This window comes from Modestobacter sp. Leaf380 (genome assembly GCF_001424485.1).
GTDB lineage: Bacteria > Actinomycetota > Actinomycetes > Mycobacteriales > Geodermatophilaceae > Klenkia.
In genome coordinates this window covers 228,507-253,938 of sequence record NZ_LMQC01000021.1, presented here as the reverse complement: position 1 = coordinate 253,938, position 25,432 = coordinate 228,507, and the positions used below count along the sequence as shown (strand labels likewise).

30 protein-coding genes are annotated in these 25,432 nt (G+C 74.8%); 20 read left to right on the top strand and 10 right to left on the bottom strand.

Annotated elements, in window-relative coordinates; translation table 11 throughout:
- Window positions 1-31: 31 nt before the first annotated feature.
- Both ASG41_RS19215 and ASG41_RS19210 read right to left on the bottom strand, forming a co-directional pair.
- The gene (locus tag ASG41_RS19215; RefSeq protein ID WP_056298989.1) at window positions 32-1,525 is read right to left on the bottom strand and encodes a GAF domain-containing protein; all 1,494 of its coding nucleotides are present in this window, start codon (window positions 1,523-1,525) and stop codon (window positions 32-34) included.
- A 169-nt stretch (window positions 1,526-1,694) separates the two neighbouring features.
- Window positions 1,695-2,102: a heme-binding protein gene (locus tag ASG41_RS19210; protein WP_056298987.1), complete on the bottom strand. Its 408-nt coding sequence runs from the start codon at window positions 2,100-2,102 to the stop codon at window positions 1,695-1,697.
- A 142-nt stretch (window positions 2,103-2,244) separates the two neighbouring features.
- On the opposite strand from ASG41_RS19210, the gene ASG41_RS19205 reads away from it, so the two are divergent.
- Genes ASG41_RS19205 through ASG41_RS19185 form a run of 5 tightly spaced genes read left to right on the top strand, consistent with a single transcriptional unit; the run spans window position 2,245 to window position 7,267 of the window.
- On the top strand, window positions 2,245-2,778 hold the full coding sequence (locus ASG41_RS19205; protein ID WP_082557120.1) for a diol dehydratase small subunit: 534 nt from the start codon (window positions 2,245-2,247) through the stop codon (window positions 2,776-2,778).
- A complete protein-coding gene (locus ASG41_RS19200) occupies window positions 2,775-4,487 on the top strand; it encodes a propanediol/glycerol family dehydratase large subunit (RefSeq protein WP_056298976.1) in 1,713 nt (570 codons plus the stop codon). The genes ASG41_RS19205 and ASG41_RS19200 overlap by 4 nt, the downstream gene beginning before the upstream one ends.
- Window position 4,488: 1 nt before the next feature.
- Window positions 4,489-5,076 carry a propanediol/glycerol family dehydratase medium subunit gene (locus ASG41_RS19195; RefSeq protein WP_056298970.1) on the top strand — a complete coding sequence of 196 codons (588 nt, stop codon included), beginning with the start codon at window positions 4,489-4,491 and terminating at the stop codon, window positions 5,074-5,076.
- Window positions 5,073-6,917 carry a diol dehydratase reactivase subunit alpha gene (locus ASG41_RS19190; RefSeq protein ID WP_056298967.1) on the top strand — a complete coding sequence of 615 codons (1,845 nt, stop codon included), beginning with the start codon at window positions 5,073-5,075 and terminating at the stop codon, window positions 6,915-6,917. Before ASG41_RS19195 ends, ASG41_RS19190 begins: the two co-directional genes overlap by 4 nt.
- Window positions 6,914-7,267: a glycerol dehydratase reactivase beta/small subunit family protein gene (locus ASG41_RS19185; RefSeq protein WP_082557119.1), complete on the top strand. Its 354-nt coding sequence runs from the start codon at window positions 6,914-6,916 to the stop codon at window positions 7,265-7,267. Before ASG41_RS19190 ends, ASG41_RS19185 begins: the two co-directional genes overlap by 4 nt.
- A gap of 30 nt (window positions 7,268-7,297) precedes the next feature.
- Here ASG41_RS19185 and ASG41_RS19180 read toward each other — a convergent pair whose 3' ends face one another.
- A complete protein-coding gene (locus ASG41_RS19180) occupies window positions 7,298-8,461 on the bottom strand; it encodes a CdaR family transcriptional regulator (RefSeq protein WP_235564921.1) in 1,164 nt (387 codons plus the stop codon).
- Between the two features lie 116 nt (window positions 8,462-8,577).
- Here ASG41_RS19180 and ASG41_RS19175 point away from each other — a divergent pair, with 116 nt between their 5' ends.
- Both ASG41_RS19175 and ASG41_RS19170 read left to right on the top strand, forming a co-directional pair.
- Complete coding sequence (locus ASG41_RS19175) at window positions 8,578-9,672, top strand: ferredoxin reductase (protein ID WP_056298960.1); 1,095 nt, start codon at window positions 8,578-8,580, stop codon at window positions 9,670-9,672.
- A gap of 39 nt (window positions 9,673-9,711) precedes the next feature.
- Window positions 9,712-10,926, top strand: a complete 1,215-nt coding sequence (locus ASG41_RS19170) for an acyl-CoA desaturase (protein WP_056298954.1) — start codon at window positions 9,712-9,714, stop codon at window positions 10,924-10,926.
- 54 nt (window positions 10,927-10,980) lie between these two features.
- On the opposite strand, the gene ASG41_RS19165 is transcribed toward ASG41_RS19170, so the two are convergent.
- From ASG41_RS19165 to ASG41_RS19160, 3 genes are all read right to left on the bottom strand, one after another.
- On the bottom strand, window positions 10,981-11,208 hold the full coding sequence (locus tag ASG41_RS19165) for a hypothetical protein (RefSeq protein WP_157519538.1): 228 nt from the start codon (window positions 11,206-11,208) through the stop codon (window positions 10,981-10,983).
- 35 nt (window positions 11,209-11,243) lie between these two features.
- The gene (locus ASG41_RS25125; protein WP_255353005.1) at window positions 11,244-11,375 is read right to left on the bottom strand and encodes a hypothetical protein; all 132 of its coding nucleotides are present in this window, start codon (window positions 11,373-11,375) and stop codon (window positions 11,244-11,246) included.
- Window positions 11,376-11,536: 161 nt separating this feature from the next.
- On the bottom strand, window positions 11,537-11,821 hold the full coding sequence (locus tag ASG41_RS19160) for an isoamylase early set domain-containing protein (RefSeq protein WP_056298950.1): 285 nt from the start codon (window positions 11,819-11,821) through the stop codon (window positions 11,537-11,539).
- Between the two features lie 318 nt (window positions 11,822-12,139).
- Between ASG41_RS19160 and ASG41_RS19155 the strand changes: the two genes are divergently transcribed.
- Together ASG41_RS19155 and ASG41_RS19150 are read left to right on the top strand one after the other, a co-directional pair.
- On the top strand, window positions 12,140-12,919 hold the full coding sequence (locus ASG41_RS19155; protein WP_056298945.1) for an ANTAR domain-containing response regulator: 780 nt from the start codon (window positions 12,140-12,142) through the stop codon (window positions 12,917-12,919).
- A complete protein-coding gene (locus ASG41_RS19150; protein WP_056298942.1) occupies window positions 12,916-13,638 on the top strand; it encodes a GAF domain-containing protein in 723 nt (240 codons plus the stop codon). Before ASG41_RS19155 ends, ASG41_RS19150 begins: the two co-directional genes overlap by 4 nt.
- A gap of 6 nt (window positions 13,639-13,644) precedes the next feature.
- Here the strand turns inward: ASG41_RS19150 and ASG41_RS19145 are convergent, their stop codons facing one another.
- From ASG41_RS19145 to ASG41_RS19135, 3 genes are all read right to left on the bottom strand, one after another.
- Window positions 13,645-14,769 carry a spore photoproduct lyase family protein gene (locus tag ASG41_RS19145; protein ID WP_056299150.1) on the bottom strand — a complete coding sequence of 375 codons (1,125 nt, stop codon included), beginning with the start codon at window positions 14,767-14,769 and terminating at the stop codon, window positions 13,645-13,647.
- Window positions 14,770-14,809: 40 nt separating this feature from the next.
- Window positions 14,810-16,072 (bottom strand): Nramp family divalent metal transporter, encoded by a 1,263-nt coding sequence (locus tag ASG41_RS19140; RefSeq protein WP_056298939.1) that lies wholly within the window; start codon window positions 16,070-16,072, stop codon window positions 14,810-14,812.
- A gap of 206 nt (window positions 16,073-16,278) precedes the next feature.
- Entirely contained in the window at window positions 16,279-16,959 is a 681-nt protein-coding gene (locus ASG41_RS19135; RefSeq protein WP_056298938.1) for a response regulator transcription factor, read from the bottom strand.
- Window positions 16,960-17,024: 65 nt separating this feature from the next.
- On the opposite strand from ASG41_RS19135, the gene ASG41_RS19130 reads away from it, so the two are divergent.
- The 11 genes from ASG41_RS19130 (at window position 17,025) to ASG41_RS19085 (ending at window position 23,677) form a co-directional block, all read left to right on the top strand.
- Window positions 17,025-17,729 carry a sensor histidine kinase KdpD gene (locus ASG41_RS19130; protein ID WP_056299147.1) on the top strand — a complete coding sequence of 235 codons (705 nt, stop codon included), beginning with the start codon at window positions 17,025-17,027 and terminating at the stop codon, window positions 17,727-17,729.
- Window positions 17,730-17,845: 116 nt separating this feature from the next.
- Complete coding sequence (locus ASG41_RS19125; protein ID WP_056298935.1) at window positions 17,846-18,709, top strand: manganese catalase family protein; 864 nt, start codon at window positions 17,846-17,848, stop codon at window positions 18,707-18,709.
- Window positions 18,710-18,792: 83 nt separating this feature from the next.
- Window positions 18,793-19,020 carry a hypothetical protein gene (locus tag ASG41_RS19120; RefSeq protein WP_157519536.1) on the top strand — a complete coding sequence of 76 codons (228 nt, stop codon included), beginning with the start codon at window positions 18,793-18,795 and terminating at the stop codon, window positions 19,018-19,020.
- Window positions 19,021-19,138: 118 nt separating this feature from the next.
- On the top strand, window positions 19,139-19,441 hold the full coding sequence (locus ASG41_RS19115; protein WP_157519535.1) for a hypothetical protein: 303 nt from the start codon (window positions 19,139-19,141) through the stop codon (window positions 19,439-19,441).
- A 230-nt stretch (window positions 19,442-19,671) separates the two neighbouring features.
- Window positions 19,672-20,481 (top strand): hypothetical protein, encoded by an 810-nt coding sequence (locus tag ASG41_RS19110; protein WP_056298925.1) that lies wholly within the window; start codon window positions 19,672-19,674, stop codon window positions 20,479-20,481.
- Window positions 20,478-20,963: a phage holin family protein gene (locus ASG41_RS19105; protein WP_235564920.1), complete on the top strand. Its 486-nt coding sequence runs from the start codon at window positions 20,478-20,480 to the stop codon at window positions 20,961-20,963. Before ASG41_RS19110 ends, ASG41_RS19105 begins: the two co-directional genes overlap by 4 nt.
- A gap of 35 nt (window positions 20,964-20,998) precedes the next feature.
- On the top strand, window positions 20,999-21,631 hold the full coding sequence (locus ASG41_RS19100; protein ID WP_056298921.1) for a DUF3618 domain-containing protein: 633 nt from the start codon (window positions 20,999-21,001) through the stop codon (window positions 21,629-21,631).
- Window positions 21,632-21,837: 206 nt separating this feature from the next.
- Window positions 21,838-21,972, top strand: coding sequence for a hypothetical protein (locus tag ASG41_RS25120; protein WP_255353004.1), 135 nt, complete (start codon window positions 21,838-21,840; stop codon window positions 21,970-21,972).
- Between the two features lie 12 nt (window positions 21,973-21,984).
- Complete coding sequence (locus ASG41_RS19095) at window positions 21,985-22,293, top strand: hypothetical protein (protein ID WP_235564919.1); 309 nt, start codon at window positions 21,985-21,987, stop codon at window positions 22,291-22,293.
- Window positions 22,290-23,465, top strand: a complete 1,176-nt coding sequence (locus tag ASG41_RS19090; RefSeq protein WP_056298918.1) for a zinc-dependent alcohol dehydrogenase — start codon at window positions 22,290-22,292, stop codon at window positions 23,463-23,465. The genes ASG41_RS19095 and ASG41_RS19090 overlap by 4 nt, the downstream gene beginning before the upstream one ends.
- On the top strand, window positions 23,462-23,677 hold the full coding sequence (locus ASG41_RS19085) for a hypothetical protein (RefSeq protein WP_056298915.1): 216 nt from the start codon (window positions 23,462-23,464) through the stop codon (window positions 23,675-23,677). The genes ASG41_RS19090 and ASG41_RS19085 overlap by 4 nt, the downstream gene beginning before the upstream one ends.
- A 76-nt stretch (window positions 23,678-23,753) precedes the next feature.
- Here ASG41_RS19085 and ASG41_RS19080 read toward each other — a convergent pair whose 3' ends face one another.
- Window positions 23,754-25,280, bottom strand: a complete 1,527-nt coding sequence (locus ASG41_RS19080; protein WP_056298912.1) for an LCP family protein — start codon at window positions 25,278-25,280, stop codon at window positions 23,754-23,756.
- Window positions 25,281-25,432 lie beyond the last annotated feature (152 nt).

The window sequence follows — 25,432 nt, the reverse complement described above, 5'->3', positions numbered from 1 at the left end:
AGCCCGTGCCCGGACGGCGCCGGGCGGGGGCTCAGGCCAGCAGCCGGTCCCGGTGCACCTGGACCGGCCCGCGCCGGGCGTCACCGGCCGGCAGCAGCTCCAGCAGCCGGTCGTGCACGGTGAGGTCGTCGGCGCCCACCCCGCCGGCCAGCCGGTGCAGCAGGTCGACGTCCCCACCGTCGAGGACGGCGCGGCGGAGGCCGCCGGCCAGCTCCTCGCGCAGGTCGCGCACCAGCGGGGCCTCCGAGCGGGGCAGCAGCAGGCCGGGGGAGGCGCTGAGCGCATCGGCCACCCGCCCCTCGCTCAGGGCCCGCCGCGCGGTGACGACGTCGCTGTCGACGGTGGCGGCCAGCCGGTAGGGCCGGGTGCGCAGCAGGTCGGCGCCGATCAGCTGGCGCAGCCGGTGCACCTCGCCGCGCACGGTGGTCTGGTTCCCGCGGTCCCCGTAGAGCAGCAGGGCCAGCTGCTCCCCGGTCAGCCCGTCGGGGTGCACGGCGAGGGCGGTGAGCACCTCGGCCGGGCGCAGGGTGAGGGCCAGCGGGCGGTCGTCGAGCCGGGCCCGCGGGTGGTCGCCCAGAAAGCGCAGCGACAGCGAGGGCACGGCCGGGGCCAGCCGGACCGACCGGGCGGGAGAGCGCAGCAGCCAGCCCCCGGTCAGTGGCTCGGCGACCACCTCGGCGCCGTTGGCCAGGGTCAGCCGGTCGGGGTCGGCGGGCAGCGAGACCCGCTCGGGCCACCAGCCGAAGGGCTGCCCGGCCAGCAGCCGCCCGGACCGCGTCACCAGCGCTCCCGCGGCCGGGCCCAGCCGGAGCAGGTGGCCCATGTTCTCCATCCGCAGCCGCTCGTCGGCGATGGCCAGCTGGACCCGGAGATGGTGCTCGGCCAGCTGCGCGGTCGCCGACACCAGCTGCACCAGGGCCGGGTGCACGGTGTGCAGCGGCCCGCTGACGTCGACGGCGCCGAGGATCGCGCCGGTGTCCGGGTCGTGCACGGGGGCGGCCACGCAGGTCCACGAGTGGTAGGTGCGCACCAGGTGCTCGGCGGAGTGGATCTGCACCGGGGCGTCGACGGCCAGCGTGGTGCCCATCGCGTTGGTGCCGATGGCGGCCTCGCTCCAGTTGGTGCCCGGGAACAGGCCCACGCTGTCGGCCTGGACCAGCAGCTTGGCCGCGCCGTCGCGCCACAGCACGTTGCCCGCGGCGTCGGTCACCAGCATCACGTGCATGGCCTCGTCGGCGATGCTGGCCAGGGTGTTGCGCAGCAGCGGCAGCACCTCGGCCAGCGGGTGCGCGTCCCGCACACCGGGCAGCTCGTGCTCGTCGTAGACCACCGGCGGCGTGCGGTGCTCCGGGTCGACGTGCGCCGCCAGGCTCCGCTGCCAGGACGCCGACACCACGGGCCGCGGCACCGGACCGTGCTCGTCGCCGGACAGCACCGCGTCGAAGACGCCGGTCAGCTCCCGGGCGTGCGCCGCGGGGTCGGTGCCGGAGTCGTCGGCGACCCGGCGCACCCGTCCACGCGCCACGGTCGCCTCCTGACCTCGACGTGGCGCCAGTCACCCCGACGCCCGTCCCGATCATCGGGGGCGAGGGGTGCCCCGGCAAGCGCCCACGCGCACCGGTGGACGGGGCGCCCGGCCGTGGACGACGGCCGGCCGGGTGACCCGTCGGTGGTGTACGGCGCTGACCTGCGGGTCAGCCCGGCAGTGCGGCCACGGCGGCCTCGGCGACCGACACGTCCTGCTCGACCGACCCGGCGCTCACCCCGACCGCCCCGACCAGCACGCCGTCCCGGGTGAGCGGGATGCCGCCGCCGAAGGCGACCATCCCGCCGGCGGTCTGCTCCAGGCCGTAGAGCTCCGCGCCGGGCTGGACCAACGGCATCAGCGCAGCGGTGGGCAGCTCCATCAGCACCGAGGTGACGGCCTTGCGGGTGGCGATGTCGATGCTGGCCCGGATCGCGCCGTCCATCCGGGCGAAGGCGACCAGGTGCCCGCCGGCATCGACGACCGCGACGTTCATCGGCTGGCCGATCTCGGTGGCGTGGGCGAGGCCGGCGTCGAGGACGACGCGGGCGTCGGCGTGGCTCAGGGGTGCGCTCATGCGGCACATCAGAACCCCTCCGCGCCCCGCAGACCAGACCCCCCGCCGACGCAACGAACAGGCAACGTGGCGGCTGTCACAGTGCCGCGCAGGACCCACCGGACCGCGCCCAGGACGTCGTCGACCCCAGGAGCACCCCCGCATGAGCACCCCCGCACCACCCACGTTGACCGTCGCCGACTACCCCCTGTCGATCAACCGCCCCGAGCTGCTGCGCACCCCCACCGGCAAGCCGGTCACCGCGCTGACCATGGACGCCGTCGTCTCCGGCGAGCTCACCGCCGAGGACCTGCGGATCGCCCCGGAGACCCTGGAGCTGCAGGCCCAGCTGGCGGACGCCAGCGGCCGCACCCAGCTGGCCGCGAACTTCCGCCGGGCCGCGGAGATGACCGCGATCCCCGACGCCGAGGTGCTGTCGATGTACAACGCGCTGCGCCCGCGGGCCTCCACCGCGGCCCAGCTCACCGCGATGGCCGACAGGCTGGAGCAGACCCACGGCGCCCCGGTGTCCGCCGCGCTGGTCCGCGAGGCCGCCGAGGTCTACGGCCGCCGCCGGCTGCTGGCCGACGACGACCCCGAGGACGCCGCGACCGCCGCCACCAGCCCGGACGCCGTCACCCCTGCCGTCGCCGCCGACGAGACAGCCGCCGACGAGACCACCGGGAGCCCCGCGTGACCGCCGTCCAGCCGCTGCGCGCCGAGGAGCCCCGCCACTCGCTGCGCACCGAGGTGCTCGAGGCCCGTCCGGTCAACCTGGACGGGTTCGTCGAGGAGTGGCCCGAGAAGGGCCTGGTCGCGATGGAGAGCGACTTCGACCCGCAGCCCAGCGTGCGCGTCGAGGACGGCCGCATCGTCGAGCTCGACGGCCGCGAGCGGGCCGACTTCGACTTCATGGACAGCTTCATCGCCGACCACGCGATCGACGTGGCGACGACCGAGGCGTCGATGGCGCTGCCCTCGGTGCAGATCGCCCGGATGCTCATCGACCCCGGTGTCTCCCGCTCCGAGGTCATCGCGGTGACCCGCGGGCTCACCCCGGCCAAGGTGCTCGACGTCGTCAAGCTGATGAACGTCGTGGAGATCATGCAGGGGATGCAGAAGATGCGGGCCCGCCGCACCCCGGCCAACCAGGCGCACTCCACCAGCGCCCGGGACAACCCGCTGCAGGTCGCCGTGGACGCCGCGGAGGGCGCGCTGCGCGGGTTCGCCGAGCTGGAGACCACCCTGGGCGTCGTCCGGTACGCCCCGCTGGTGGCGATCGCGCTGCAGGTCGGCGGCCAGGTCGGGCGCGGGGGAGTGCTGACCCAGTGCGCGCTGGAGGAGGCCACCGAGCTGGAGCTGGGCATGCGCGGGATCACCGCCTACGCCGAGACGATCTCCATCTACGGCACCGAGTCGGTCTTCGTCGACGGCGACGACACCCCGTGGTCCAAGACCTTCCTGGCCTCGGCCTACGCCTCCCGTGGCATCAAGATGCGGTTCACCTCGGGCACCGGCTCCGAGGTGCAGATGGGCAACGCCGAGGGCCGCTCGATGCTGTACCTGGAGATCCGCTGCATCCTCATGGCCAAGGGCGCCGGGGTGCAGGGCCTGCAGAACGGCTCGATCAGCTGCATCGGCGTCCCGGGTGCGGTGCCCGGCGGCATCCGCGCGGTGGCCGCGGAGAACCTGGTCGCCTCGATGATGGACCTGGAGTGTGCGTCCGGGAACGACCAGTCCTTCTCCCACTCGGCGATGCGCCGGACCGCGCGGATGCTGCCCCAGCTGCTGCCCGGCACCGACTTCGTCTGCTCCGGCTACTCGGCGGTGCCCAACTCGGACAACATGTTCGCCGGGTCGAACTTCGACACCGACGACTACGACGACTGGAACACCATCCAGCGCGACCTCCAGGTCGACGGCGGCCTGCGGCACGTGCGGGAGGCCGAGATCGTCGCCGTTCGGGCCAAGGCCGCCCGCGTGCTGCAGGCGCTCTTCGAGTACCTGGAGCTGCCGCGCATCACCGACGAGGAGGTCGAGGCGGCCACCTACGCCAACAGCTCCAACGACTACCCCTTCCGCGACGTGCTGGCCGACCTCACCGGTGCCCAGCAGGTCATGGACCGCGGGGTCACCGGCCTGGACCTGGTCCGCGGGCTGGAGGCCACCGGCTTCCACGACGTCGCCGAGAACCTGCTCACCGTGCTGCGGCAGCGGGTCTCGGGGGACCTGCTGCAGACCGCGGCGGTCCTCACCGCCGACTTCACCCCGCTGTCGGCGATCAACGACGCCAACGACTACGCCGGCCCGGGCACCGGCTACCGGCTGCAGGGTGAGCGGTGGGAGGAGCTCAAGAAGCTCCGGCACGTCACCTCCGCCACCAACCCCGAGACCGAGGTGGACTGAGATGACGACCCTGGACGCACCGGCCGAGCGCACGCTCACCCTGCGCGAGACCGGCCCGGCCACCCGCGGCACCCGGCCCGACGAGGTGCTCGTCGCGGTGTCCCCGGCCTTCGGTGACCCGTTCACCCAGACCATCGTCGGGGTGCCGCACGCCGAGGTGCTCCGCCAGCTGATGGCCGGCATCGAGGAGCAGGGCGTGGGGGTGCGCGTCGTCCGGGTCTGGAACACCGCTGACCTGGCCGCGATCGCGCACATCGCCGCCCGGCTGTCCGGGTCCGGCGTCTCGGTGGGCCTGCTGTCCCGCGGGACGACGATGATCCACCAGAAGGACCTGCCCCGGCTGTCCAACCTGGAGCTCTTCCCGCAGTCCCCGCTGCTGGACGCCCCGGTGTTCCGGGCCATCGGCTCCAACGCCGCCCAGTACGCCAAGGGGGAGTCCCCGCAGCCGGTGCCCACCCGCAACGACCAGATGGCCCGCCCCCGCTGGCAGGCCAAGGCCGCGCTGCTGCACCTCAAGGAGTTCGAGTGCATCCGGGCCGACGCCGGCCCGGTCGAGCTCGAGGTGACCATCGAGCGCGCCGCGGGGTGAGCGACCGGCTCGTCGTCGGCGTCGACATCGGCAACTCCACCACCGAGGCCTGCCTGGCCCTGGTCGGTCCGGGCGGCGCGGTGACCCACCTGGGCACCGCGCTCACCCGGACCACCGGGGTCAAGGGCACCCCGGCCTCCACCGAGGGCGCGCTCACCGCGGTGCGCCGGGTGCTCGCCGACGTCGGCCGGCGCCCGGACGAGCTGGACCGGGTGCTGCTCAACGAGGCCACCCCGGTGATCAGCGGCCTGGCGATGGAGACGATCACCGAGACCGTCATCACCGAGTCCACGATGATCGGGCACAACCCGGCCACCCCGGGCGGCGAGGGCCTGGGCGTCGGGGTCACCGTGTCGGTGCTGGACCTGCCCGAGCACCCGGTGGGGGAACCCGCGGTCGTCGTCGTCCCGGCGGGGTGGGACTTCGACGACGTCGCCGGTGCGCTCAACGACGCCGTCGCCCGTGGGGTGGAGGTCGTGGCCGCCGTCCTCGCCGGGGACGACGCCGTGCTGGTCACCAACCGGCTGCACACGCCGGTCCCGGTGGTCGACGAGGTGTCGGCGGTGGAGAAGGTGCCGCTGGGCATGCGGGCCGCCGTGGAGGTCGCGGCACCGGGCCGGACCATCCGCACGCTGTCCAACACCTACGGCATCGCCACCGTCTTCGACCTGGACCCCGACCAGACCCGGCAGGTGTCCCCGGTGGCCCGGGCGCTGACCGGCAACCGCTCGGCCGTCGTCGTCCGCACGCCCTCGGGCGACGTCACCGACCGGCGCATCCCCGTCGGGGTGCTGGAGCTGCGCGGCGAGACCCGCACGGTCAAGGTCGACGTGGACGCCGGCGCCGAGGCGATCATGGCCGCGCTCGCCCGGGTGCAGCCCTTGCGCGACGCCCACGGCGAGCCCGGCACCCACGTGGGCGGGATGCTCGCCGCGGTGCGCGACACGATGGCCGACACGATGGCCGACGGGTCCGGGGAGGCCCCCGGGGACATCGCCATCCGGGACGTGCTGGCCGTGGACACCTTCGTGCCGGCCGAGGTGCGCGGCGGGTTGGCCGGGGAGATCGCCCTGGAGAACGCGGTGGGCCTGGCCGCCATGGTGCGCACCAGCCGCAGCCGGATGCAGGCCGTCGCCGCCCGGGTCGCCGCCGAGCTCGCCACCGAGGCCACCATCGGGGGCGTCGAGGGCGAGATGGCCGTGCTCGGCGCGCTCACCACCCCCGGGGTGCAGGTGCCGGTGGTCGTGGTCGACCTGGGCGGCGGGTCCACCGACGCCGCCTCGCTGTCCGCCGACGGCGTCTGCACCGCGGTGCACGTCGCCGGTGCCGGGGAGCTGGTCACGCGGCTGGTCGACTCCGAGCTGGCCCTGGACGACCGGGAGGTCGCCGAGTGGGTCAAGCGCTGGCCGCTGGCCAAGGTGGAGAGCTTCTTCCACGTCCGGCACGAGGACGGCACGGTGCAGTTCTTCGACGAGCCGCTGCCCTCGCACGTGTTCGCCCGGGTCGTCGTCCTCACCCCCGACGGGCCGGTGCCGTTGGCCACCCGACGCTCGCTGGACGCCGTCCGGCGGGTGCGGCGGGAGGCCAAGCAGCGGGTGTTCGTGGTCAACACGCTGCGCGCGCTGCGCCAGGTCGCCCCCGACGGCGATCTGCGCCGGCTGGACTTCGTGGTGCTGCTGGGGGGCTCGGCGCTGGACTTCGAGATCCCCGACCTGATCGCCGACGCCCTCGCCGGGTTCGGCGTCGTCTGCGGCACCGGGAACGTGCTCGGTGACCAGGGTCCGCGCAACGCCGTCGCCTCCGGGCTGGTCGCGGCGTACGCGAACGGCCTGGGCGGGTGAGCCCCCGCCGCGAGGACCGGGTCGAGCCGCCGGCGGTGGTGCTGCACCACGCGCCGGGTGCACCGTCCGCCGTGCTGCGCGAGGTGTCCGCCGGGGCCGAGGAGGAGGGTGTCCCGCTGCGGCTGCAGCGGGTCCCCGACGGTGCCGCCGTCGCACTCGGGCACGCCGCGGCCCGGGACTCCCGGCTCTCGGTGGGCGTCGGGGTGTCCGCCGACGGTGCGGTGGCCGTGCACCACGCCCAGCTGCCCGCCGACCGCCCCGCCCTCGCCGTCCGCGACGGCACGCCCGCCGACTGGCGCCGTGCCGGCCGCACCGCCGCCCGCGTCGTCACCGGCCTGCCCCTGCAGTGACCACCCCGATCGACGCGGGGAGCTGCGGCCTCAGGCGAGGGCGAGGGTGAGCTCGAGGACGGTGCGGGGGTCCTCCAGGCGGTCGCCGTAGAGCTCGCGCAACTGGCCCATCCGGTAGCGCACGGTCTGCGGGTGCACGAAGAGGGCGGCGGCGACGTCGGCCCGGCGGCCCTGGTGCAGCAGCCAGGACCGCAGCGTCTCGGTGAGCTTCTCCCGGGCGCCCTCGGGCAGGTCGTCCAGCGGGCTCAGCACCTGGGCACGCAGGTCGGCGAGGGCGTCGTCGTCGGCGCGGAGCACCAACTCGGCCAGCCGCTGCTGGGTGTCCAACGCCGCCGTCCCGGGTGCGGTGAAGCCGAGCTCCAGGGCGCGGGCGGCGCGGGCGTGCGAGGCGGCGACGTCCCACCACGGCCGGGGCGGTCCGACGACGGCCTCCCGGCCCTCCAGCGCGCGCAGCAGGGCCGCGCGGCCCGGGCCCTCGCCGTCGGGCACCAGCAGCACCGACAGGTCGTCGTCCACCGGCTGCAGGGTCTGCCCGTCCAGCAGCGCCAGCGCACCGCGCACCCGGGAGGCCGGCAGCAGCACGGCGGTGAGGGTGCCGGGGGGAGTCCAGTCGGCCCGTGCCGCCGCGGCGGTCAGCTCCTCGACGGTGCCGCCGGCGAGCAGCCGCTGGCCCAGCCGCTCCAGCACCCGCTGGCGGACCCGGCCGCTGGCGGTGCGCTCGTCGGCGTGCCCGGCGACGCTGGCCGCGGACAGCGCGTCGATGTAGGCGAAGACCAGCTCGGCGAACCGGGCCAGCTGCTCGGCGGTCAGCCCGCTGCCCACGGCGGTGGCGGCCAGGTGCCGCCAGGCCACCCGGGCACCCACCCGGTAGGCGCCCAGCAGCGCGTCCAGGGACCGGCCGCCGCGCGCCTCGCCGCGACCCAGGGCGTAGGCGCCGTCCAGGGCGGGCTGGATGGGGGTGTCCGCCGCGGCCGCGCCCCGGGTGGTGGCCAGCTCCAGGAACCCGCCGAGTGCCAGCTGGACGGCGTTCTCGATGGTGGCGCCCATCGTGTCGGCATAGGCGTCGGCGTAACTGGGCACCGACACCACGATCGCCGCCACCGTCGCCTCCGCGACCGCCGGCAGGTCGTTGCGGATGGCCCGGGCGACGTGCATCGGCAACGTCCGGGGTGTGGGGTCGGTCGGTGCTGCCACGACGGGGCCTCTCAGCTGCGGTTTCTGGCAGGAGTTGTTCGCAGGGTGTGAAAAGCACCCTCCGATTCACCAGCTTGGCACAGGTGTTCGTACCCGGGAGCGGGCAGGATGGGCCCATGACGACATCCGTGCCTCGCCGACCCGGTCTGCGCGCCCGTCTCGGGGACCGGGTGCTGAGCCTGGTGGAGGCGGCGACCACCCCGCTGCTGCCCACCGACTACCTCGACGTCTTCGCCCCGCTGCGGTCCGGTGCCGACCTGCGCGGACGGGTCGTGGAGATCCGGCCCGAGACCGCCGATGCCGCCACCCTGGTCATCCGGCCCGGCCGGGGCTGGCGCGAGCACACCCCCGGCCAGTACGTCCGCCTCGGGGTCGACGTCGACGGCGTCCGCCAGTGGCGCGCCTACTCGGTCACCAGTGACCGCACCCGCACCGACGGCTGCCTCACGGTCACCGTCAAGGCCATCCCGGACGGCGTCGTCAGCAACCACCTGGTGCGCGAGATGCGCCCGGGCACCGTGGTCCAGCTGGACCGGGCCACCGGGGACTTCACCCTGCCGCAGGAGCGGCCCGAGAAGGCCCTGTTCGTCACCGCCGGCTCGGGCATCACCCCGGTGATGGGCATGCTGCGCAACCACCTCGACGAGCTGGGTGACGTCGTCCTGGTGCACTCCGCACCCCGCCGCGAGGACGTCGTGTTCGGTGCCGAGCTGCGCGAGCTGGCCGCCGCCGGCGGCCTGCGGCTGGTCGAGCGGCACACCGGGACCGACGGTCTGCTCAAGCCCGCCGAGCTCGCCGAGCTGGTGCCCGACCTGGCCGAGCGCACCACCTGGGCCTGCGGCCCGGTCGGCATGCTCGAGGCGCTGGAGGAGCACTGGGCCGCCGAGGGCATCGCCGAGCGCCTGGTCACCGAGCGCTTCCGGCCCCGCGTGCTGGTCACCGGCGAGGGCGGCACGGTCACCTTCGGGAAGACCGGCACCACCGTGGAGGCCGACGGCGCCACCCCGATCCTGGACGCCGCCGAGGCCGCCGGGGTGCTCATGCCCAGCGGCTGCCGGATGGGCATCTGCTACGGCTGCGTGCTCCCGCTGCGCGAGGGCGCCGTCCGCGACCTGCGCAACGGCGAGCTCACCACCGCCGCCCCCGGGGACGGGGTGCTCGTGCAGACCTGCGTGAGCGCCGCCGCCGGGCCGTGCGACATCGACCACTGACACCCCACCTCTCGACCCCCCGACGCTGAGGAGACCCGCATGACCGCGCTGCAGAAGAAGTCCGAGAACCCCGTCGCGCACCTGTCCGCCCAGGACGTGGAGGACATCGGCCGCCGGCTCGACGCGATCCGCCAGGAGGTCGCGGACAGCCGCGGCGCCGCGGACGCCGCCTACATCCGCAAGGTCATCGACGTCCAGCGCAAGATCGAGCTGGCCTCGCGCGCCGTGCTGCTGCTCTCGAAGTTCCCCCCCGCCTGGTTCGTCGGGACGGCGGGCCTCTCGGTCGCCAAGATCCTGGAGAACATGGAGATCGGGCACAACATCCTGCACGGCCAGTGGGACTGGATGCGCGACCCGAAGATCCACTCCACGACGTGGGAGTGGGACATGGCCAGCCCGGCCGAGCAGTGGAAGCACTCGCACAACGAGCTGCACCACACGTACACGAACGTGATCGGCAAGGACAACGACCTCGGCTACGGGATCATGCGGGTCGACGAGGACCAGAAGTGGATCCCGCTGTACCTGCTGCAGCCGCTGTGGAACTTCGTCAACGCGTGCTTCTTCGAGTACGGCATCGCCGCCTACGACCTGGAGCTGGGCAAGAACCTGGCCACCCCCGAGCGGCGCGCCGACCCGGGCTTCCGGGCCCGGGGCAAGGCCGTGCTGCGCAAGATCCGCAAGCAGGCCACCAAGGACTACGTGGTGCACCCGCTGCTGTCGGGCCCCTCGTTCCTGCCCACCCTGACCGCGAACTTCGTGGCCAACGTGGTGCGCAACGTGTGGTCGCACTCGGTGATCATGTGCGGGCACTTCCCCGAGGGCGTCGAGACCTACGAGAAGACCTCCATCGAGGGCGAGACCCGCGGTGAGTGGTACCTGCGCCAGATGCTGGGCTCGGCGAACATCTCCGGCTCCAAGGCCATGCACGTCATGACCGGCAACCTGTCGCACCAGGTCGAGCACCACCTCTTCCCGGACCTGCCGAGCAACCGGTACGCCGAGATCGCCCCGAAGGTCCGCGCGATCTTCGACGAGTACGGGCTGCGGTACCACACCGCCTCGTTGCCCCGGCAGGTCGGCAGCGCCTGGCACAAGGTCTTCCGGCTCTCCCTGCCCAACGGCTGGATGGCTGCGACGACGCCGAAGAACGCCCCGCAGCAGGTCGCCAAGCTGGTCCAGCTGACGACGGCCAAGCCCAAGGTGCGCCGGGCCATGCAGCGCGAGTGGGAGCAGGCCGCCACGGCGGCCTGAGACCCCTGTCCGACCGGGCCCCCGTGACCACCAGGTCACGGGGGCCCGGTCGGTTCAGGTGGCGGCGTCGGTGAGCGAGGCCAGCCCGCCCAGCAGCATCAGGCCGCCCAGCACGATGAGCACCAGCCCGCCCACCCGGTTGCCCAGGGTCGGCCGGCGCCGGGCGCGGACGCCGAGCACCACCAGCACGACGGCGATGAGCAGCCCGAGCAGCTGCCCGATGACCAGGCCCGCCGTCTCGGCGCCGTTCGCGGCGGCCAGCACGAGAGGAGCGAGGGTCACGGGAGGGCAGCGTGCCACGTGTCCTGGGGTGCGGGTCAGCGGCCCCGGACGGTGCGCTTCGAGCCCTTGGCGGCGCGCTTCGCGCCGTCCTCGACGCCGAGGTGGTAGCCCAGCCGCAGGCCCACCGAGAGGGCGACGCCCAGTGCTGCCCAGATGGCCTCGTTCATGGCGACCCCCGTCGTCCGGCCGCCGGTGTGTGCAGCGGGTCCCCGGAGTCTCGGAGCCCGGGGAGACCGGGAGTGTGCGCCGCGCCGCGCGTCGAGGCCAGGGCGGCGCGGCCACTGCGGACCGTCGCCGGACCCTCACCCGAGGGCCCGGCGACCGGGTGTCACAGGTGCAGCAGTGAACCCTGCTCGTCGTGCGCGTGGGCCTGCGGGTCGTCCAGCCACACGCCGCCGTCGGCGAGGTAGCGGAAGCGGACGGGCTCACCGGCCGGCAGGGTGACGACGACGCTGCGGGTGCCGTTGGAGCGCTTCTTCAGCACGTGGGTGCCCGGCGTCCAGCCGTTGAAGTCACCGACGACGGAGACCGGGCCGGGGACGGCCTGCTCCTCCAGGGCGAAGGTGACGGCGACGTCGGTGCGGGCGGCGGGGGACTTCTTCAGTCGGATCATGGCGTTCTCCGGTCAGGCGGCTCGGGCGTGCGGAGCGGGCGACGGCGGCCGGTCCAGCGGGGCGTGTGTCGCGAGACTAGGGAGCCCAGCGGGCCGTCCAGGGCAGGCGCACCGGGCCCCCCGTCGACCCGGGACGGGTGGTGCTGGGGAGGCTGGTGGGACACCGCGGGGCCGCCGTGCAGGTCGTCCGGGCACCGGTAGGGTGAGCGCGTCCGCTCGTCGGACCGAGCGTCCAACAGGGGGGCGTCCAGCCCTGGGGCGGCAGTCGTGCCGGCCCGGATGGCGTGAGCCGTGAGCCCTGAGCTCAGGAGCCCCCTCATGACGACCCCACCCGACGGACCCGACCGGTCCGCGTTCGACGACGTCGACCTGGCCCGGGAGACCATGCAGTCGGTGCTGCAACAGGTCGCCACCCAGGCCAAGCACGCCATCCCCGGCGTCGCCGAGGCCTCGGTGACCGTCGTCGAGCGTGGCCGACCGACGTCGGCGGCCTGGACCGGGTTGCTGGCCTTCGAGCTGGACGAGACCCAGTTCGGCCTGGAGTACGGGCCGTGCCTGTCCGCCGCCGCCAGCGGCGAGGTGGTCGCGATCGCGGACATGGCCACCGAGGAGCGGTGGGGGCGGTTCACCCCGCTGGCTCTCCGGCAGGGCGCGCTGGCCTCGCTGTCCACGCCCATCCCGTTCCAGCACGACCTGCAGGCCGCGCTCAACTGCTACGCGACGCAGCCGCACGCCTTCGACGCCGCAGCCGAGGCGCAGGCTCGAGGCATCGTCGGGCGGGCCGCGGTGGTGATCAGCAACATGCACGCCTACGACAGCACCCGGCGCACCGTGGAGAACCTGCAGGAGGCGATGCGTTCCCGGGCGGTGATCGAGCAGGCCAAGGGCATCCTCATGGGCCGCGCGGGCATCTCCTCCGCCGAGGCCTTCGAGACCCTCGCCCGGCGCTCGCAGGACGCCAACCGCAAGCTCCGGGACATCGCCCGCGAGCTGGTCGCCGAGGTCACCGGCGAGGGCCGGGAGGAGAACCGGGACAGCGACCGCGACGACGGCGCCGACAGCCGCGGTGACGACGGACGGGACGGGGGCCGCCGGTGAGCGCCGTCGACGACTTCGCCTCCGCGCTCGCCCGGGAGTCCGCCGCCGACCCCGACCCCGCCTCGCTCCCCACCCGGCTGGCCCGGGCCGCCGTCCGGGCGCTGCCCGTGCAGGGCGCCGGGATCACGCTGGCCCAGGACGAGCCGGTCGGCCGGCTCCCGGTCGGCGCCTCGGACCCCACCGCGGCGCTGGCCGAGCGGCTGCAGTTCACCGCCGGGGACGGGCCGTGCCTGACCTCCTCCCGCCTGGGCCAGCCGGTCTTCAGCGACGAGGAGGACGCCGGGAAGCGCTGGCCGGCCTTCGTCGACGCGCTGGTCACCCGGACCCCGTACCGGGCGGTGGCCTCGCTGCCCCTCTTCGACCGGGGCGATCCGTTCGCCTCCCTGGACCTCTACCTCGACGACCCCTCCGGGTTGCGGGCGCTCGACGTGTTCGACGTCGTCTCGCTGGCCTCGCTGGTCGCCGACGCGCTGGTCACCCAGGTCGGGTTGGCGGCGGCCTTCGGCGGGGGTGACCGGTCGCCGGGGGTCTCGGACCGGCTCTCCGTCTGGCAGGTGATCGGTCTGCTGGCCACCCGGGGGGACACGGACTCCGACACCGCGCTGTCCCGGCTGCGCGCCTACGCCTTCGGTCGGGACGAGACGGTGGACGACGTCGCGGCCGCCGTCTCGGCGGGGCGGCTCGACCCCGAGCGGGTGCTGCAGGGGGACCCGGTCTGAGGTGGCTCAGAACGCGTAACGGACCGTCAGCCACGGGGCGTGCGCCCTGATCAGCGCACGCAGCCGGTCGACGGCGGCCCGCTTGACGTCGGCCCGGTAGCGGACGTTCGCCTGGCCGTTCTGCGAGGTCTTGGCCTCCTGCAGGTCCGGGCGCCACAGCAGCTGCTCGGCCTGCGGGTGCCAGCCCAGGTTCACCTCGTGCAGCGCCTCGTTGTGCGTCAGCAGGACGACCTCCGCCGCGGCCTGGGCGCGGGTGGCGGGGGACAGGACGTCGGAGAGCTGCTGCAGCAGCGCCGTCCAGTCGGCCTCCCAGCCCGGGCGCAGCACCACCGGGGACAGGTTCAGGTGCACCTCGTACCCGGCGGCCACGAAGTCGTCGGCGGCGGCGATCCGCTCGGCGACCCGGCTGGTGCGCACGTCCAGGAGGCGGGCGTCGTCGTCAGGCATCACGGAGAACCGGATCCTGGTGCGCCCGCGCGGGTCCAGTTCCAGCAGCTGCCGGTTGACCCACTTGGTGGCGAAGGAGGCCTTGGCGGTGGGCAGGTCGGCGAAGGTGGCGACCAGGTCGGCCACGTTGTCGCTGACCACGGCGTCCACCGAGCAGTCGCCGTTCTCGCCGATGTCGTAGACCCAGGCGTGCGGGTCGCACTGGTCGGGCTCGGGCTTGGGGCCCAGCTTCGCCACGTGCCGGCGCAGGTGGGCGGTGATCTGGTCGATGTTGGTGAACACGGTGATCGGGTTGGCGTAGCCCTTGCGCCGCGGGACGTAGCAGTAGGCGCAGGCCATCGCGCAGCCGTTGGCCGTGGAGGGGGCGATCCAGTTCGCCGAGCGGCCGTTCTCCCGGGTGGCGATCGACTTCTTCACCCCGAGCACCAGCGTCTCGCTCTTCACCCGCACCCAGCGGTCCACGTTGCCGGCGTTGCCGTGCAGCTCGGGCACGCCCCAGTGGCTCGCGACCTCGACCACCTCGGCGTCGGGGAAGCGGGCCAGCACCTGGCGGCCGCGAGGAGAGGCGGCCGCGGCGGGCTCGGCGTAGACCCGGCGCACCTGCAGCAGCCGGTGCCGCACCGGGGTCTCGGCCGCGCGGGCCTCGGCGGCGTCCAGCTCGTCGAACAGGCTGGGCTGGGTCACGTCCTCCAGGGTGCCCCGGGTGCGCGGCCCCTGCACCCGCTCAGAGCAGGACGTCGACCACCAGCCACGCGTTGAGCGCGGTGACGGCGAGTGCGACGACGCCGGCGGCCAGCGTCGTCACCGGCCGGTTCACCCACGCCCCCATGACCGAGCGGCGGGCGGTCAGCCAGACCAGCGGGACCAGGGCGAACGGGATGCCGAAGCTGAGCACGACCTGGGACCAGACGAGCGCGGTGGTGGGGTCGGCCCCGACCACCAGCAGTCCGACGGCGGGGGCGACGGTGATCGTGCGGCGCAGCAGCACCGGGATCCGCCGGCGGAGGAACCCGGCCATCACCACCTGTCCGGCGTGGGTGCCGACCGAGGAGGCGGCGAACCCGGAGGCCAGCAGCGCGACCGCGAAGGCGATCGCCGCGCCCTGCCCGGAGCGCTCGCCCAGGCCGGCGTGCACGCTCTCCAGGGTCTGCTCGCCCTCTCCGGAGAACAGCCCGGCGGCGACGACGAGCAGCACCGCGTTGACCACCCCGGCCAGCACCATCGCCAGCAGCACGTCCAGCCGCTGGGCCCGCAGCAGCCGGCCCCGTCCCTCCCGCGTGCGACCGGCGGTGACGGCGTCGCCGTAGCGGCCGGGGGTGAGCGCGGAGTGCACGTAGACCACGTGCGGCATCACCGTGGCGCCCAGGATGCCGACGGCGAGCACGGCGGCGTCCCCGGACAGCGGGGTCGGGGCCAGGCCGGCGACCACGCCCGCGGGGTCGACCCCGGCGTCGACCATCGTGTAGCCGAAGCCGGCGGCGATGACGAGCAGGCAGCCGGTGACCGCCCGTTCGAAGGGCCGGTGGCCGCCGCGCTGCAGGCCCAGCAGGGCGGACGCGACGACGGCGGTGAGCACGCCGCCCACCGGCAGCGGCACCCCGAAGAGCAGGTTGAGCGCGACCGCACCCCCGACGATCTCGGCCAGGTCGGTGGCGATCGCGACCACCTCGGCCTGCACCCACAGCCCGCGGGTCACCGGCTTGGGCAGGGTCAGCCGGCACAGCGTGGCGAGGTCCCGCCCGGTGGCCAGGCCCAGCTTCGCGGTGAGGGTCTGCACCAGCACCGCGAGCACGTTGGCCGCCACCACCACCCACAGCAGGGTGTAGCCGAACGAGGCGCCGGCGGTGGCGTTGGTGGCCACGTTGCCCGGGTCGACGTAGGCGATGGCGGCGACGAAGGCCGGCCCGAGCATCGGCCACAGCCGGGCCCGGCGGGGTGGGGGAGCGAGCGGGGGCAGGGTGGCGGCCTCGACGCGGGACAGGAACACGGGGACCCCCGGGGGTGGCTCGCGGACGGGCGGACGCTCCTGTCCTGCCCGGGCCACCGGCCCGGTCGGGCCGTCCCTGGCCCGCGCGGGCCAATCCCGCCGCCCCGGTGGCGGCTGGCCGCCCGCGCGCGTGGACTCGGGCCAGGGCGCCGGGTCCCCAGCACGGGGACACCGCCGGGGCCTGACCCCGTGAGGAACCCGTGCGCTCAGCCCTCCGCCGTCAACCCCAGCCGACCCGCCAGCGCCGCCGCCTCGGTGCGGCTGGAGACCCTCAGCTGACGCAGCAGGCCGGCCACCAGCCGCTTCGCCGTCCGCTCCGACACGTGCAGGGTGGTGGCGATCTCCATCGTCGGCGTCCCGGCCGCGACCAGACGCCACAGCCGGCGGTCGTCGGCGGACAGCTGGCCCAGCACGCCACGGTCCTCCCGGGGCGCGGCGTCGGCGAGCAGCCTGCGCAGCAGCGCCGCCGGGACGACGGACCAGCCCTCCAGCAGCGCCAGCAGCGGCGGAACCAGCGTCTCGGGCTCGCTGCTCTTGGGCAGGAAGGCCTCCGCCCCGGCCCGCAGCGCCTCCAGCTGCTCGTCCTCGTCGGCGGTGCCGGACAGGGCGACGACCCGCACGTTGGGCTCGGCGCGCCGGATCGCCGCGATCGCCCGCAGCCCGCCCGGTGGGGGCATGCCCAGGTCCACCAGGGCCAGGTCGGCCCGCTCCCGGCGGACCAGGGCGGCCGCGGCCGAGGCGTCGTCGGTGCTGCCGACCACGCGGACCCGGCCGCGGCTGACGGGGGGCAGCAGCACCGCGAGGCCCCGGCTGAACAGCGGGTGGTCGTCGACCACCACCACGTCGACCGGAGCAGCGGTCGGGGCGGAGGGCTCGGGGAGGCTCACGCGTCTCCAGGGGGTGCGGACGGGGTGCGGCGGGACTGGCCGCGGTCGTCGGGGAGGCAGTGCCCGTGACCATCGCCGCCGACACCACCACCGGCGTGCCGCGCTCCCCGCTGGCCCGGGTGGCGCGCGTGTTCCGACGCCGTCCCGACCCGGCGCCGGTGCGTGACGACGACGCCCTGGTGCGCGCGCTGTGCCACGACATGGGGACGCCGCTGGCCTCCCTGCGGGCCCTGCTGGCCCACCTGGACGCCGCCGGGGACGACGCCGGCGAGGTCGCCGACCTGGCCCGGGCGCAGGCCGACTGCCTGGTCTCCATGCTGCGCACCGCCTCGGCGACCGGGGGAGCGCTCCCGGCGACCGGCTGGCCGCGATCGCTGGCCGACGTCGTCCGGGCGAGCCTGGCGGCGTCCGGCCTGCCCGGCGACCAGGTCCGGGTCGCCGTGGAGCCCGGCGCCGGTGACGTGCCGGTCGCCGACGCCCGGGTGCAGCGGATCCTCACCAACCTGCTGGAGAACGCCCACCGGCACGGCCAGGGGCGGGCGGTGCGGCTCGTGGTGGGGGCCCGCCGCGGGTGGGCGTCGCTGGAGGTCACCCAGGCCGGCGTCCCCGACCGGGTGGTGGAGCACCTGCGGGCCCAGGAGCCGCCGGCGGACCTGACCGGGTTGGGCCTGTGGTCGGTGCGCCGTCAGGCCACCGAGCTCGGCGGCCGGGTGACCTGCCGGCGCGGGCCCGCGGGCCTGTCCGTGGTGGTCGACCTGCCCGACCGCTGAACCCGGCACCGGGGGGCCACCGGAGGGCCCGGGCGGGCCACCGGGGGTGGGGAGTGAGGGGGTGAGACCGCGGACGCGGTGCTCGCCGGAACCGCCGACACGAACCAGGAGACACCGTGTTCACCCACACCCACGCACTGCAGTTCGAGGCCAAGCCCGACGGTCCCGACCCGGACTTCGCCCGCAAGATGCAGGAGGTCCTCGGCGGCCAGTGGGGCGAGATGACCGTCGCCACCCAGTACCTGCTGCAGGGCTGGAACTGCCGGCTGCCCGGCAAGTACAAGGACATGCTGCTGGCGATCGGCACCGAGGAGCTCGCCCACGTCGAGATGATCGTGACGATGATCGACCGGCTGCTCGACCACGCGCCGCTCAAACCCGACGCCGCCGACCGCACCAAGGAGGCGGCCGCCGGCTACGGCCAGCACAACCCGCAGCACCTCATCGCCAACGGCTCGGGCGCCTCCTACATGGACAGCATGGGCAACCCGTGGACGGGCGCCTACGTGACCGCCAGCGGGAACCTCTACGCCGACTTCTCCTACAACGCGACGGCGGAGATGCAGGGCCGGCTGCAGGTGGCCCGGCTGTGGAACATGACCGACGACCCGGGCGTCAAGGACCTGCTGCGCTTCCTGCTCACCCGCGACCACATGCACCAGCAGCAGTGGCTGGCCGCCATGGAGGAGCTCAAGAGCGACGGCCTGGACGGCGTCCCGGTGCCCGAGGCCTTCCCGCTGGAGGAGGAGCTGCCCGAGTTCGCCTACACGTTCATCGACGCCTCCGACGGCCCCGACGCCGCCGCCGGCCGGTGGGCCAACGGCCCGGCGCTGGACGGCACGGACAACGTGCTGACGTCGGCGCCGATCGCGGCCCACGCCGACGCCCCGATCCTCCCGCCGGGCGACCCGCGGCTCTACGGCACCCCGCCGGTTCCCATGCAGGGCTTGCTGCAGAAGGCCAAGGACGCGCTCACGTAGTCCCGCTGCCGGTGCCCGCCGTCCCCGGCGGCGGGCACCGGCGCCCCACCCGCTCCACCCACCCCGATCCGGAGGAGGTCCCCGTGTCCCCGACCCTGGCCCGGTCCGCCCCGTTCACCGTCCTGCTCGCCCTCGCCCTCACCGCCGCCGTGCTCACCCCGGGCGCCCCGGTGCTCGCGGCCTGCCTGATCGCCGCCGCGCTGGCGCACCGGCTGCTGGCCCGCCACCACGTGCACCGGCTGCCCGCCGCGTGGGGTCACCGTCGAGCCCTGGCCCCCGCGGAGGACGCCGCCCCCGCCGTCACCGGCTGACCCCTGGACGGGTCGGCGCGACCCCTCAGCGGGGTCCGCTAGCCTGCCCGGCGGGTCCAACACCGAGGCTCGAGGACGTCCGTGCTGCCCGCGGACAGCACCCCGAGGCGGTTCCCCCGTGACGGCAGACGTGGCCCGGTTCCTGCTCGAGCGCGCGGCCGACGAGCTCGACCGGCTGGCGGCCGACCCGGCCGCCCCCGACGACCGTGCTGCCCGCGCCGTCCGCCACGCCCGGGGCCGTCACGAGGTGGCCCGGACCTGGCTCCGGCTCGCCGCGACCGGGGACGAGCTCCTCGCGCCGCGGCTCGCCGAGCTCGGGCGCGTGCTGTGCCTGCTGGCCGCCGCGTACGAGGACCACCCGGACTTCCCCGCGCTCGCCGAGCGTTCCCCGCTGCTCCGGTCGGGCTTCCCGCTCTGGTGACACCGCCGCTCCCACCGGGTTCCGGCCGGGATGGTTCCCATCGCGCGTTTCCACCTTCGAGCGGCGGGTAGCTGAGAAGTCCCGGACCGCCACCCAGAAACGGTGGCCACCACCCGCGCGAAGCGCAGCCCGTCCGGCCCCGCACACCCTCACGACGCCTCCAGGGCGCCGTCGACGAGTGCTGCGCCGGGCCGTCCCGCGGGCTGTCCGCACCCCTCCCTGGAGGAACGATGACGCACTCCCTCGACACACCCACCAGCGGCACGAGCGGCGGCACCGACAGCGGCTCCGCCTCGACGACCGACGTCGCCAAGGACGAGGCCCGGTCGGTCGGGCAGACCACCGCGCAGGCCGGCAAGCAGGTCGCCGGCACCGCGGCCGAGCAGGCCCAGCAGGTCACCCAGGAGACCCGTCGGCAGGCCGCCGACCTGCTGTCCCAGGGGCGCCAGCAGGCCACCGAGCAGGCCCGCGCCGGCCAGCAGAAGGCCGCGGGCAGCCTCTCCGCCCTGGCCGAGGAACTACGCGCGATGACCGACGGCGAAGGCGGCTCCGGCCCGGCGCACGACCTGGTCCGGCAGGCCACCGGCGCCGTCGACACCTTCGCCGGGCACCTGCGCGACCGCGAGCCCGGCGACCTGCTCGAGGACGTCCGGCGCTTCGCCCGCCGCCGTCCCGGCGCCTTCCTGCTCGGCGCCGCCGTGGCCGGGGTGCTCGCCGGCCGGCTGACCACCGGCGTCGTCGCCGCCCACAAGGACCAGGGTGGTCAGGGCGGCCAGGGCACCTCCGGGACGCCGCACGACGTCACCACGGGCACCGGCGCGCTGCCCGGCGCGGCGTCCGGGTACGCCGCCGTGCCGCCGGTCGACGTCCCACCGACCCACGCCGGTGCCCCCACCGACGCCGGCCTGACCACGGGCGCCGGCTACGCCTCCGGCCCGGGCTACGACCCGACGACCGGGTACACCCCGGTCCCGCCGGCGCCGTACGGCACCGAGACCCCCGTCGTCCCGCCGGCCGACCCGACGCGGGGCCGGGCGTGAGCGCCCCGTACGGCACCGGCGCCGAGCGCGTCTCCGCGACCGACATCAGCGCGGCCGCCGCGCCCAAGGCCGGCATGGGCGCGCAGACCGATGACGGTCACCCCGACGTCGACGGCGTCTCGGTCGGTCAGCTCCTCGGTGAGGTCAGCAAGGACCTGTCCACGCTGATGCGCCAGGAGCTGGAGCTGGCCAAGGCCGAGCTCAAGACCGAGGCCGCCAAGGCCGGCAAGGGCGCCGGGATGCTCGGCGGGGCCGGCTACGCCGGGCACCTCACCGTGCTCTTCCTCAGCCTGGCCCTGTGGGCCGCGCTGGCCAGCGCCATCCCCGCAGGCTGGGCGGCGCTCATCGTCGCCGTCGTCTGGGGCGTCGTGGCCGGGGTCCTCTTCGTCATGGGCCGCAAGCAGCTCAAGACGGTGAACCCCAAGCCGGAGCGGACGGTGGAGACCCTGCAGCGGGTCCCCGGCGCCGTGACCCCCTCCTGACCCCCACCCACCCAGCACGGACGAGAGGACCCACCATGACCAGCAGTGACCCGGACGTCATCCGGCAGCAGATCGAGGACACCCGCGCCAACCTCAGCTACGACGTCGACGCGCTCAACGAGAAGGTGAACCCGGCCCGCGTCGTCGACCGCCGGGTGACCCGGACCAAGGCCTCCGTGGACAACCTGCGCAGCCGGGTGATGGGCTCCGCCGAGTCCGGTGGCAGCAAGGTCGGCGACGCCGCCCACCAGGCCACCGACTCGGTCCGTGGGGCCGCGCAGAGCGCCGCCGACACGGTCGGCCAGACGCCGGACGCCGTCGTCAGCAAGACCCAGGGCAACCCGATGGCCGCGGGCCTCATCGCCTTCGGCGTGGGCTGGCTGGTGTCCTCGCTGCTGCCGACCACGGAGAAGGAGAAGCAGCTGGCCGGCCAGGCCGAGACCGCGGTCAAGGAGCACTCGCAGCCGCTGGTCGACGCCGCGAAGCAGGCCGCCCAGGAGGCCGGGGAGGCCCTGAAGCCGGCCGCCCAGGAGGCCGTCGAGTCGGTCAAGGGCACCGCCCAGGACGCCGTCGCGACGGTCAAGGAGGAGGGCCAGTCGGCCGCCGGGGACGTGCAGGGCCAGGCCCAGCAGTCCCGCGAGAACGTGCAGGGCGCCAGCTCCAGCTGAGCCCCGGGGGAGGGCGGCCTGCGGGCCGCCCTCCCCGCGCGACCACCCCGAGACCAGGAGGACCACCCGTCCCCGGACGGTCGACCCGCGCGGAGGTCGTCGGCTCCGCCACCGCGTGGGGCGCGCTGTGCCCGGGCGCACTGGCGCTGGACGAGCGCCGGACCACCACGGACCACCACCCGCTGACCCACTCTCGGAGGTACCCCATGGCCCTGGACCAGTTGCTCACCCGCGTCGCCGGGGCGGGGGGTGCCGCCCTTGCCAAGCTGCAGCACACCCGGATCCCCGGCATCGGGCAGGCGTCCACCACCGAGCCGGCCGACGTGTCCGCCGCCCGGTAGCGCGCGGTCACCGTGCTCGCCGACCCCGACGAGCTGACCGGCCCGTTCCCCGAGCTCGACGCCCTGGGACCCGACCTCCAGGTGCGGACGACACCCGCCCCGGGCGGTCGGGGCACCGAGCTCGCCGGCCGCTTCCGCGGCACCCCGGACGCCGAGCGCATCGGGGAGCTGCGCGCCGCACTGCGCCGGACCAAGCAGGTCGTCGAGGTCGGTGAGGTCCTGCGGGTCGACCCGCAGCCGCACGGACGCCGGGCGGCCACCCCGCAGGGCGCCGCACTCGAGGGCGCGGCCGCACGGGCTCCGAAGGAGGGTGTGCTGTGAAGGCCGCCGTGTGGGCCGGGGTCAACGAGGTCGCCGTCGAGGACGTGCCCGAGCCCCAGCTGCTCAACTCCCACGACGTCATCCTCAAGATCAGCAAGACGGTCACCTGCGGGTCGGACCTGCACCTGATCGGTGGCTACATCCCGGCGATGCGCACCGGCGACGTCCTCGGCCACGAGTTCACCGGCGAGGTCGTCGAGGTCGGGTCCGGGGTGCGGAAGGTGGCGGTGGGGGACCGGGTCGTCGTCCCGTCCTTCGTGGCGTGCGGCAACTGCTGGTACTGCCGGCAGGAGCTGTACTCCCTGTGCGACAACGGCAACCCCGACCCGGGCATCACCGAGGGACTGTGGGGCCAGAGCCCCGGCGGCTGCTTCGGCTACTCCCACGCGATGGGCGGCTACGCCGGCAGCCACGCCGAGTACATGCGGGTGCCCTACGCCGACGTCGGGTGCTTCCTCGTCCCCGACGGGGTGTCGGACACCCGGGCGCTGTTCGCCTCGGACTCGGTGACCACCGGCTGGACCGGTGCGCACCTGGGCGGCACGAAGCCCGGGGACGTCGTCGCCGTGTGGGGGGCCGGCGCGGTGGGCCAGATGGCCGCCCGCGCCGCGATGCTGCTGGGTGCCGAGCAGGTCGTGGTCATCGACCGGCTGCCCGAGCGGCTGGCCCAGGTCCGCCAGCACGTCGGGGCCGAGGCGGTCGACTACAGCACCACCGACGTCGTCGCCGAGCTGCGCGAGCGCACCGGGGGCCGCGGGCCCGACGTGTGCATCGAGGCCGTGGGCATGGAGGCGCACGGCACCGGCGTGACCGGCGTGTACGACCAGGTCAAGCAGCAGCTGCGGTTGCAGACCGACCGGCCGGTCGCCGTCCGTGAGGCGGTACGGGCCTGCCGCAAGGGGGGCAGCGTCTTCGTGCTCGGCGTCTTCGCCGGGATGGTCGACAAGTTCCCGCTGGGCGCCGTCATGAACAAGGGGCTCACGCTGCGCGGCGCGCAGCAGCACGGGCAGCGCTACGTACCCGAGATCCTCGGCCACATGGAGCGCGGCGAGCTGACCACCGAGCACCTGGCCACCCACACCATGCCGCTGTCCCAGGCAGCGGAGGGGTACCGCATCTTCAAGGACAAGGTGGACGGCTGCGTCCGGACCGTCTTCGAGCCGGGCTCGTGAGCGAGGAGCAGCGGGGCCGGGTGCCCCGCAAGGTGGGCCGCACCTACGTGCTGGGCGCCATCGTCATCGCGATCGTCATCGTCTTCTCGGTGCTGCTCGGGGTCAGCCAGTGCGCCCCGAACGACCCCGACAGCGGAGACGACCCCGGGCAGGGGAACGCGGTCGAGCAGCTGGTGGGCGTCGACGACCGCGCGTTGCGCGTCGAGACCTGACCGGGCGCCTATCAGGGCGTGTCTGATGCGCACTCCTGGCCAGTACTGCGTACCGGGCACGCCCTGATGGCGGGCGTCAGGCGATGCAGCTGGTGTCCTCCGCGGTGCGCTCGACGGAGGCGTAGGTGCCGTCGGTGGGGGCGGCCTCCTCCACGGTGACGGGCTGGCCGATCCCGTTGAAGTCCGAGCCGAGGACCAGCTGGACGCCGGCGCCGGGGGCGAGCGTGTCGTCGGCGACGACGGCGGCACCGGGGACCTGGGCGGCCAGCACGGCGGCCTGGGCCTCCTCACCGCTGCGGTGCAGGACGGTGGTGGTGTCGCTGGACTCGGGGGCGTTGCCACCCACGGTGGCCGGGAAGCCGGCGGCGCCGAGCTCCTCGGCGGCCGACGCCGCGGCACCGGACACGCCCGACCCGTTGAGCACCGTGACGTCGACCTCCGCGGGTGCCGGGGCGTCGTCGGTGGGGACGACGGTGGGCGCGGCCGGGGTGGTCGGCGTCCCCAGGCCGGCGAAGAAGTCGCGCAGCGCGTCGTCGTCGACCGCCTGCAGGACCGAGGCGCCGTCGACGGTGGCGTCGGTGATGCCGGGGATGGTCTGGAAGGTGATGTTGCCGGGGCGGACCGACTGCATCTGGCCGGCGAGCTGGAAGAGGTCCAGACCCTGGTCGACGGCGACGCTGGTGCCGACCTGCTCGATGACCTCACGCTGCTTGACCGGGTTGAGCAGCAGGTCCGAGGACAGCACGTTGCGCAGCAGCCCGGCGATGAACGCCTGCTGGCGCACCTGCCGGTCCAGGTCGGTGCTGTTGACCCCGATGTGGTGCCGCTGCCGGACGAAGGCCAGCGCGGCGGCGCCGCTGATCGTCTGCGGTCCGGCCTCGAAGTCGGCGCCGGACATGTCGTCCTGCGAGGGTTCGCAGAGGTTGACCTCGACCCCGCCGACGATGGTGGTCAGGTTGATGAAGCCGAGCAGGTTGACCTCGGCGTAGTGGTCGATCTGGACGCCGGTCGTCTGGCTGATCGTCTGGATGAGCAGCTGCGCGCCGGCGGAGTTCTTCGCGGCCTCGTCGCCGTCGGTGTCGTTGTAGCCGAACCCGAAGGCCGAGTTCAGCTTGTTCGACCCGTGCCCGGGGATGGGCACGTACAGGTCGCGGGGGATGGAGACGAAGGACGCCGCGGACCCGTCGGCCGGGATGTGCACCAGGATCATCGTGTCGGTGTTCAGCAGACCCGAGGGGTCGCCGGTGCTGAACTCGGCGACCTGCTCGGGGGTCAGACCGGCGCGGGAGTCGCGGCCCACCAGCAGCAGGTTCATCTCCTGACCGGCGTGCCCGGTGCCCGAGGCGTCGACGTTGCCGTCGGTGGGGATCGCGTCGGTGCGGGTGATGCTGGCCTCGGCCACCCGGGCCAGGTACCAGCCCCAGCCGCTGCCGCCCATGACGACCACGGCCATCACCCCGGCCAGCAGCCGCACGGCGGTCGCCACCCGGCGGGCCGAGCCGGCGGAGCGGCCGGCGGTCTGCTCGGGGTCGCGGCGGGGGCGGCCGGCCCGGGGGTCCAGCCGCGGGGGCAGCTGCGTCCCGGGGACGTCGTCGCGTGGCACAGGGGCACTCCGGCTCGGGTCGTGACCTGGACGGTCGGGTCGCGGTCGGGTCGTGACCGGCTGGTGGTCTCTCGGCACCGAGGGTGACATGGGGAGTGGGCCGGAGCCGGTAGGCGAGCGCGTCGGACCGGCCCGTCACCCCTCCAGTCCCA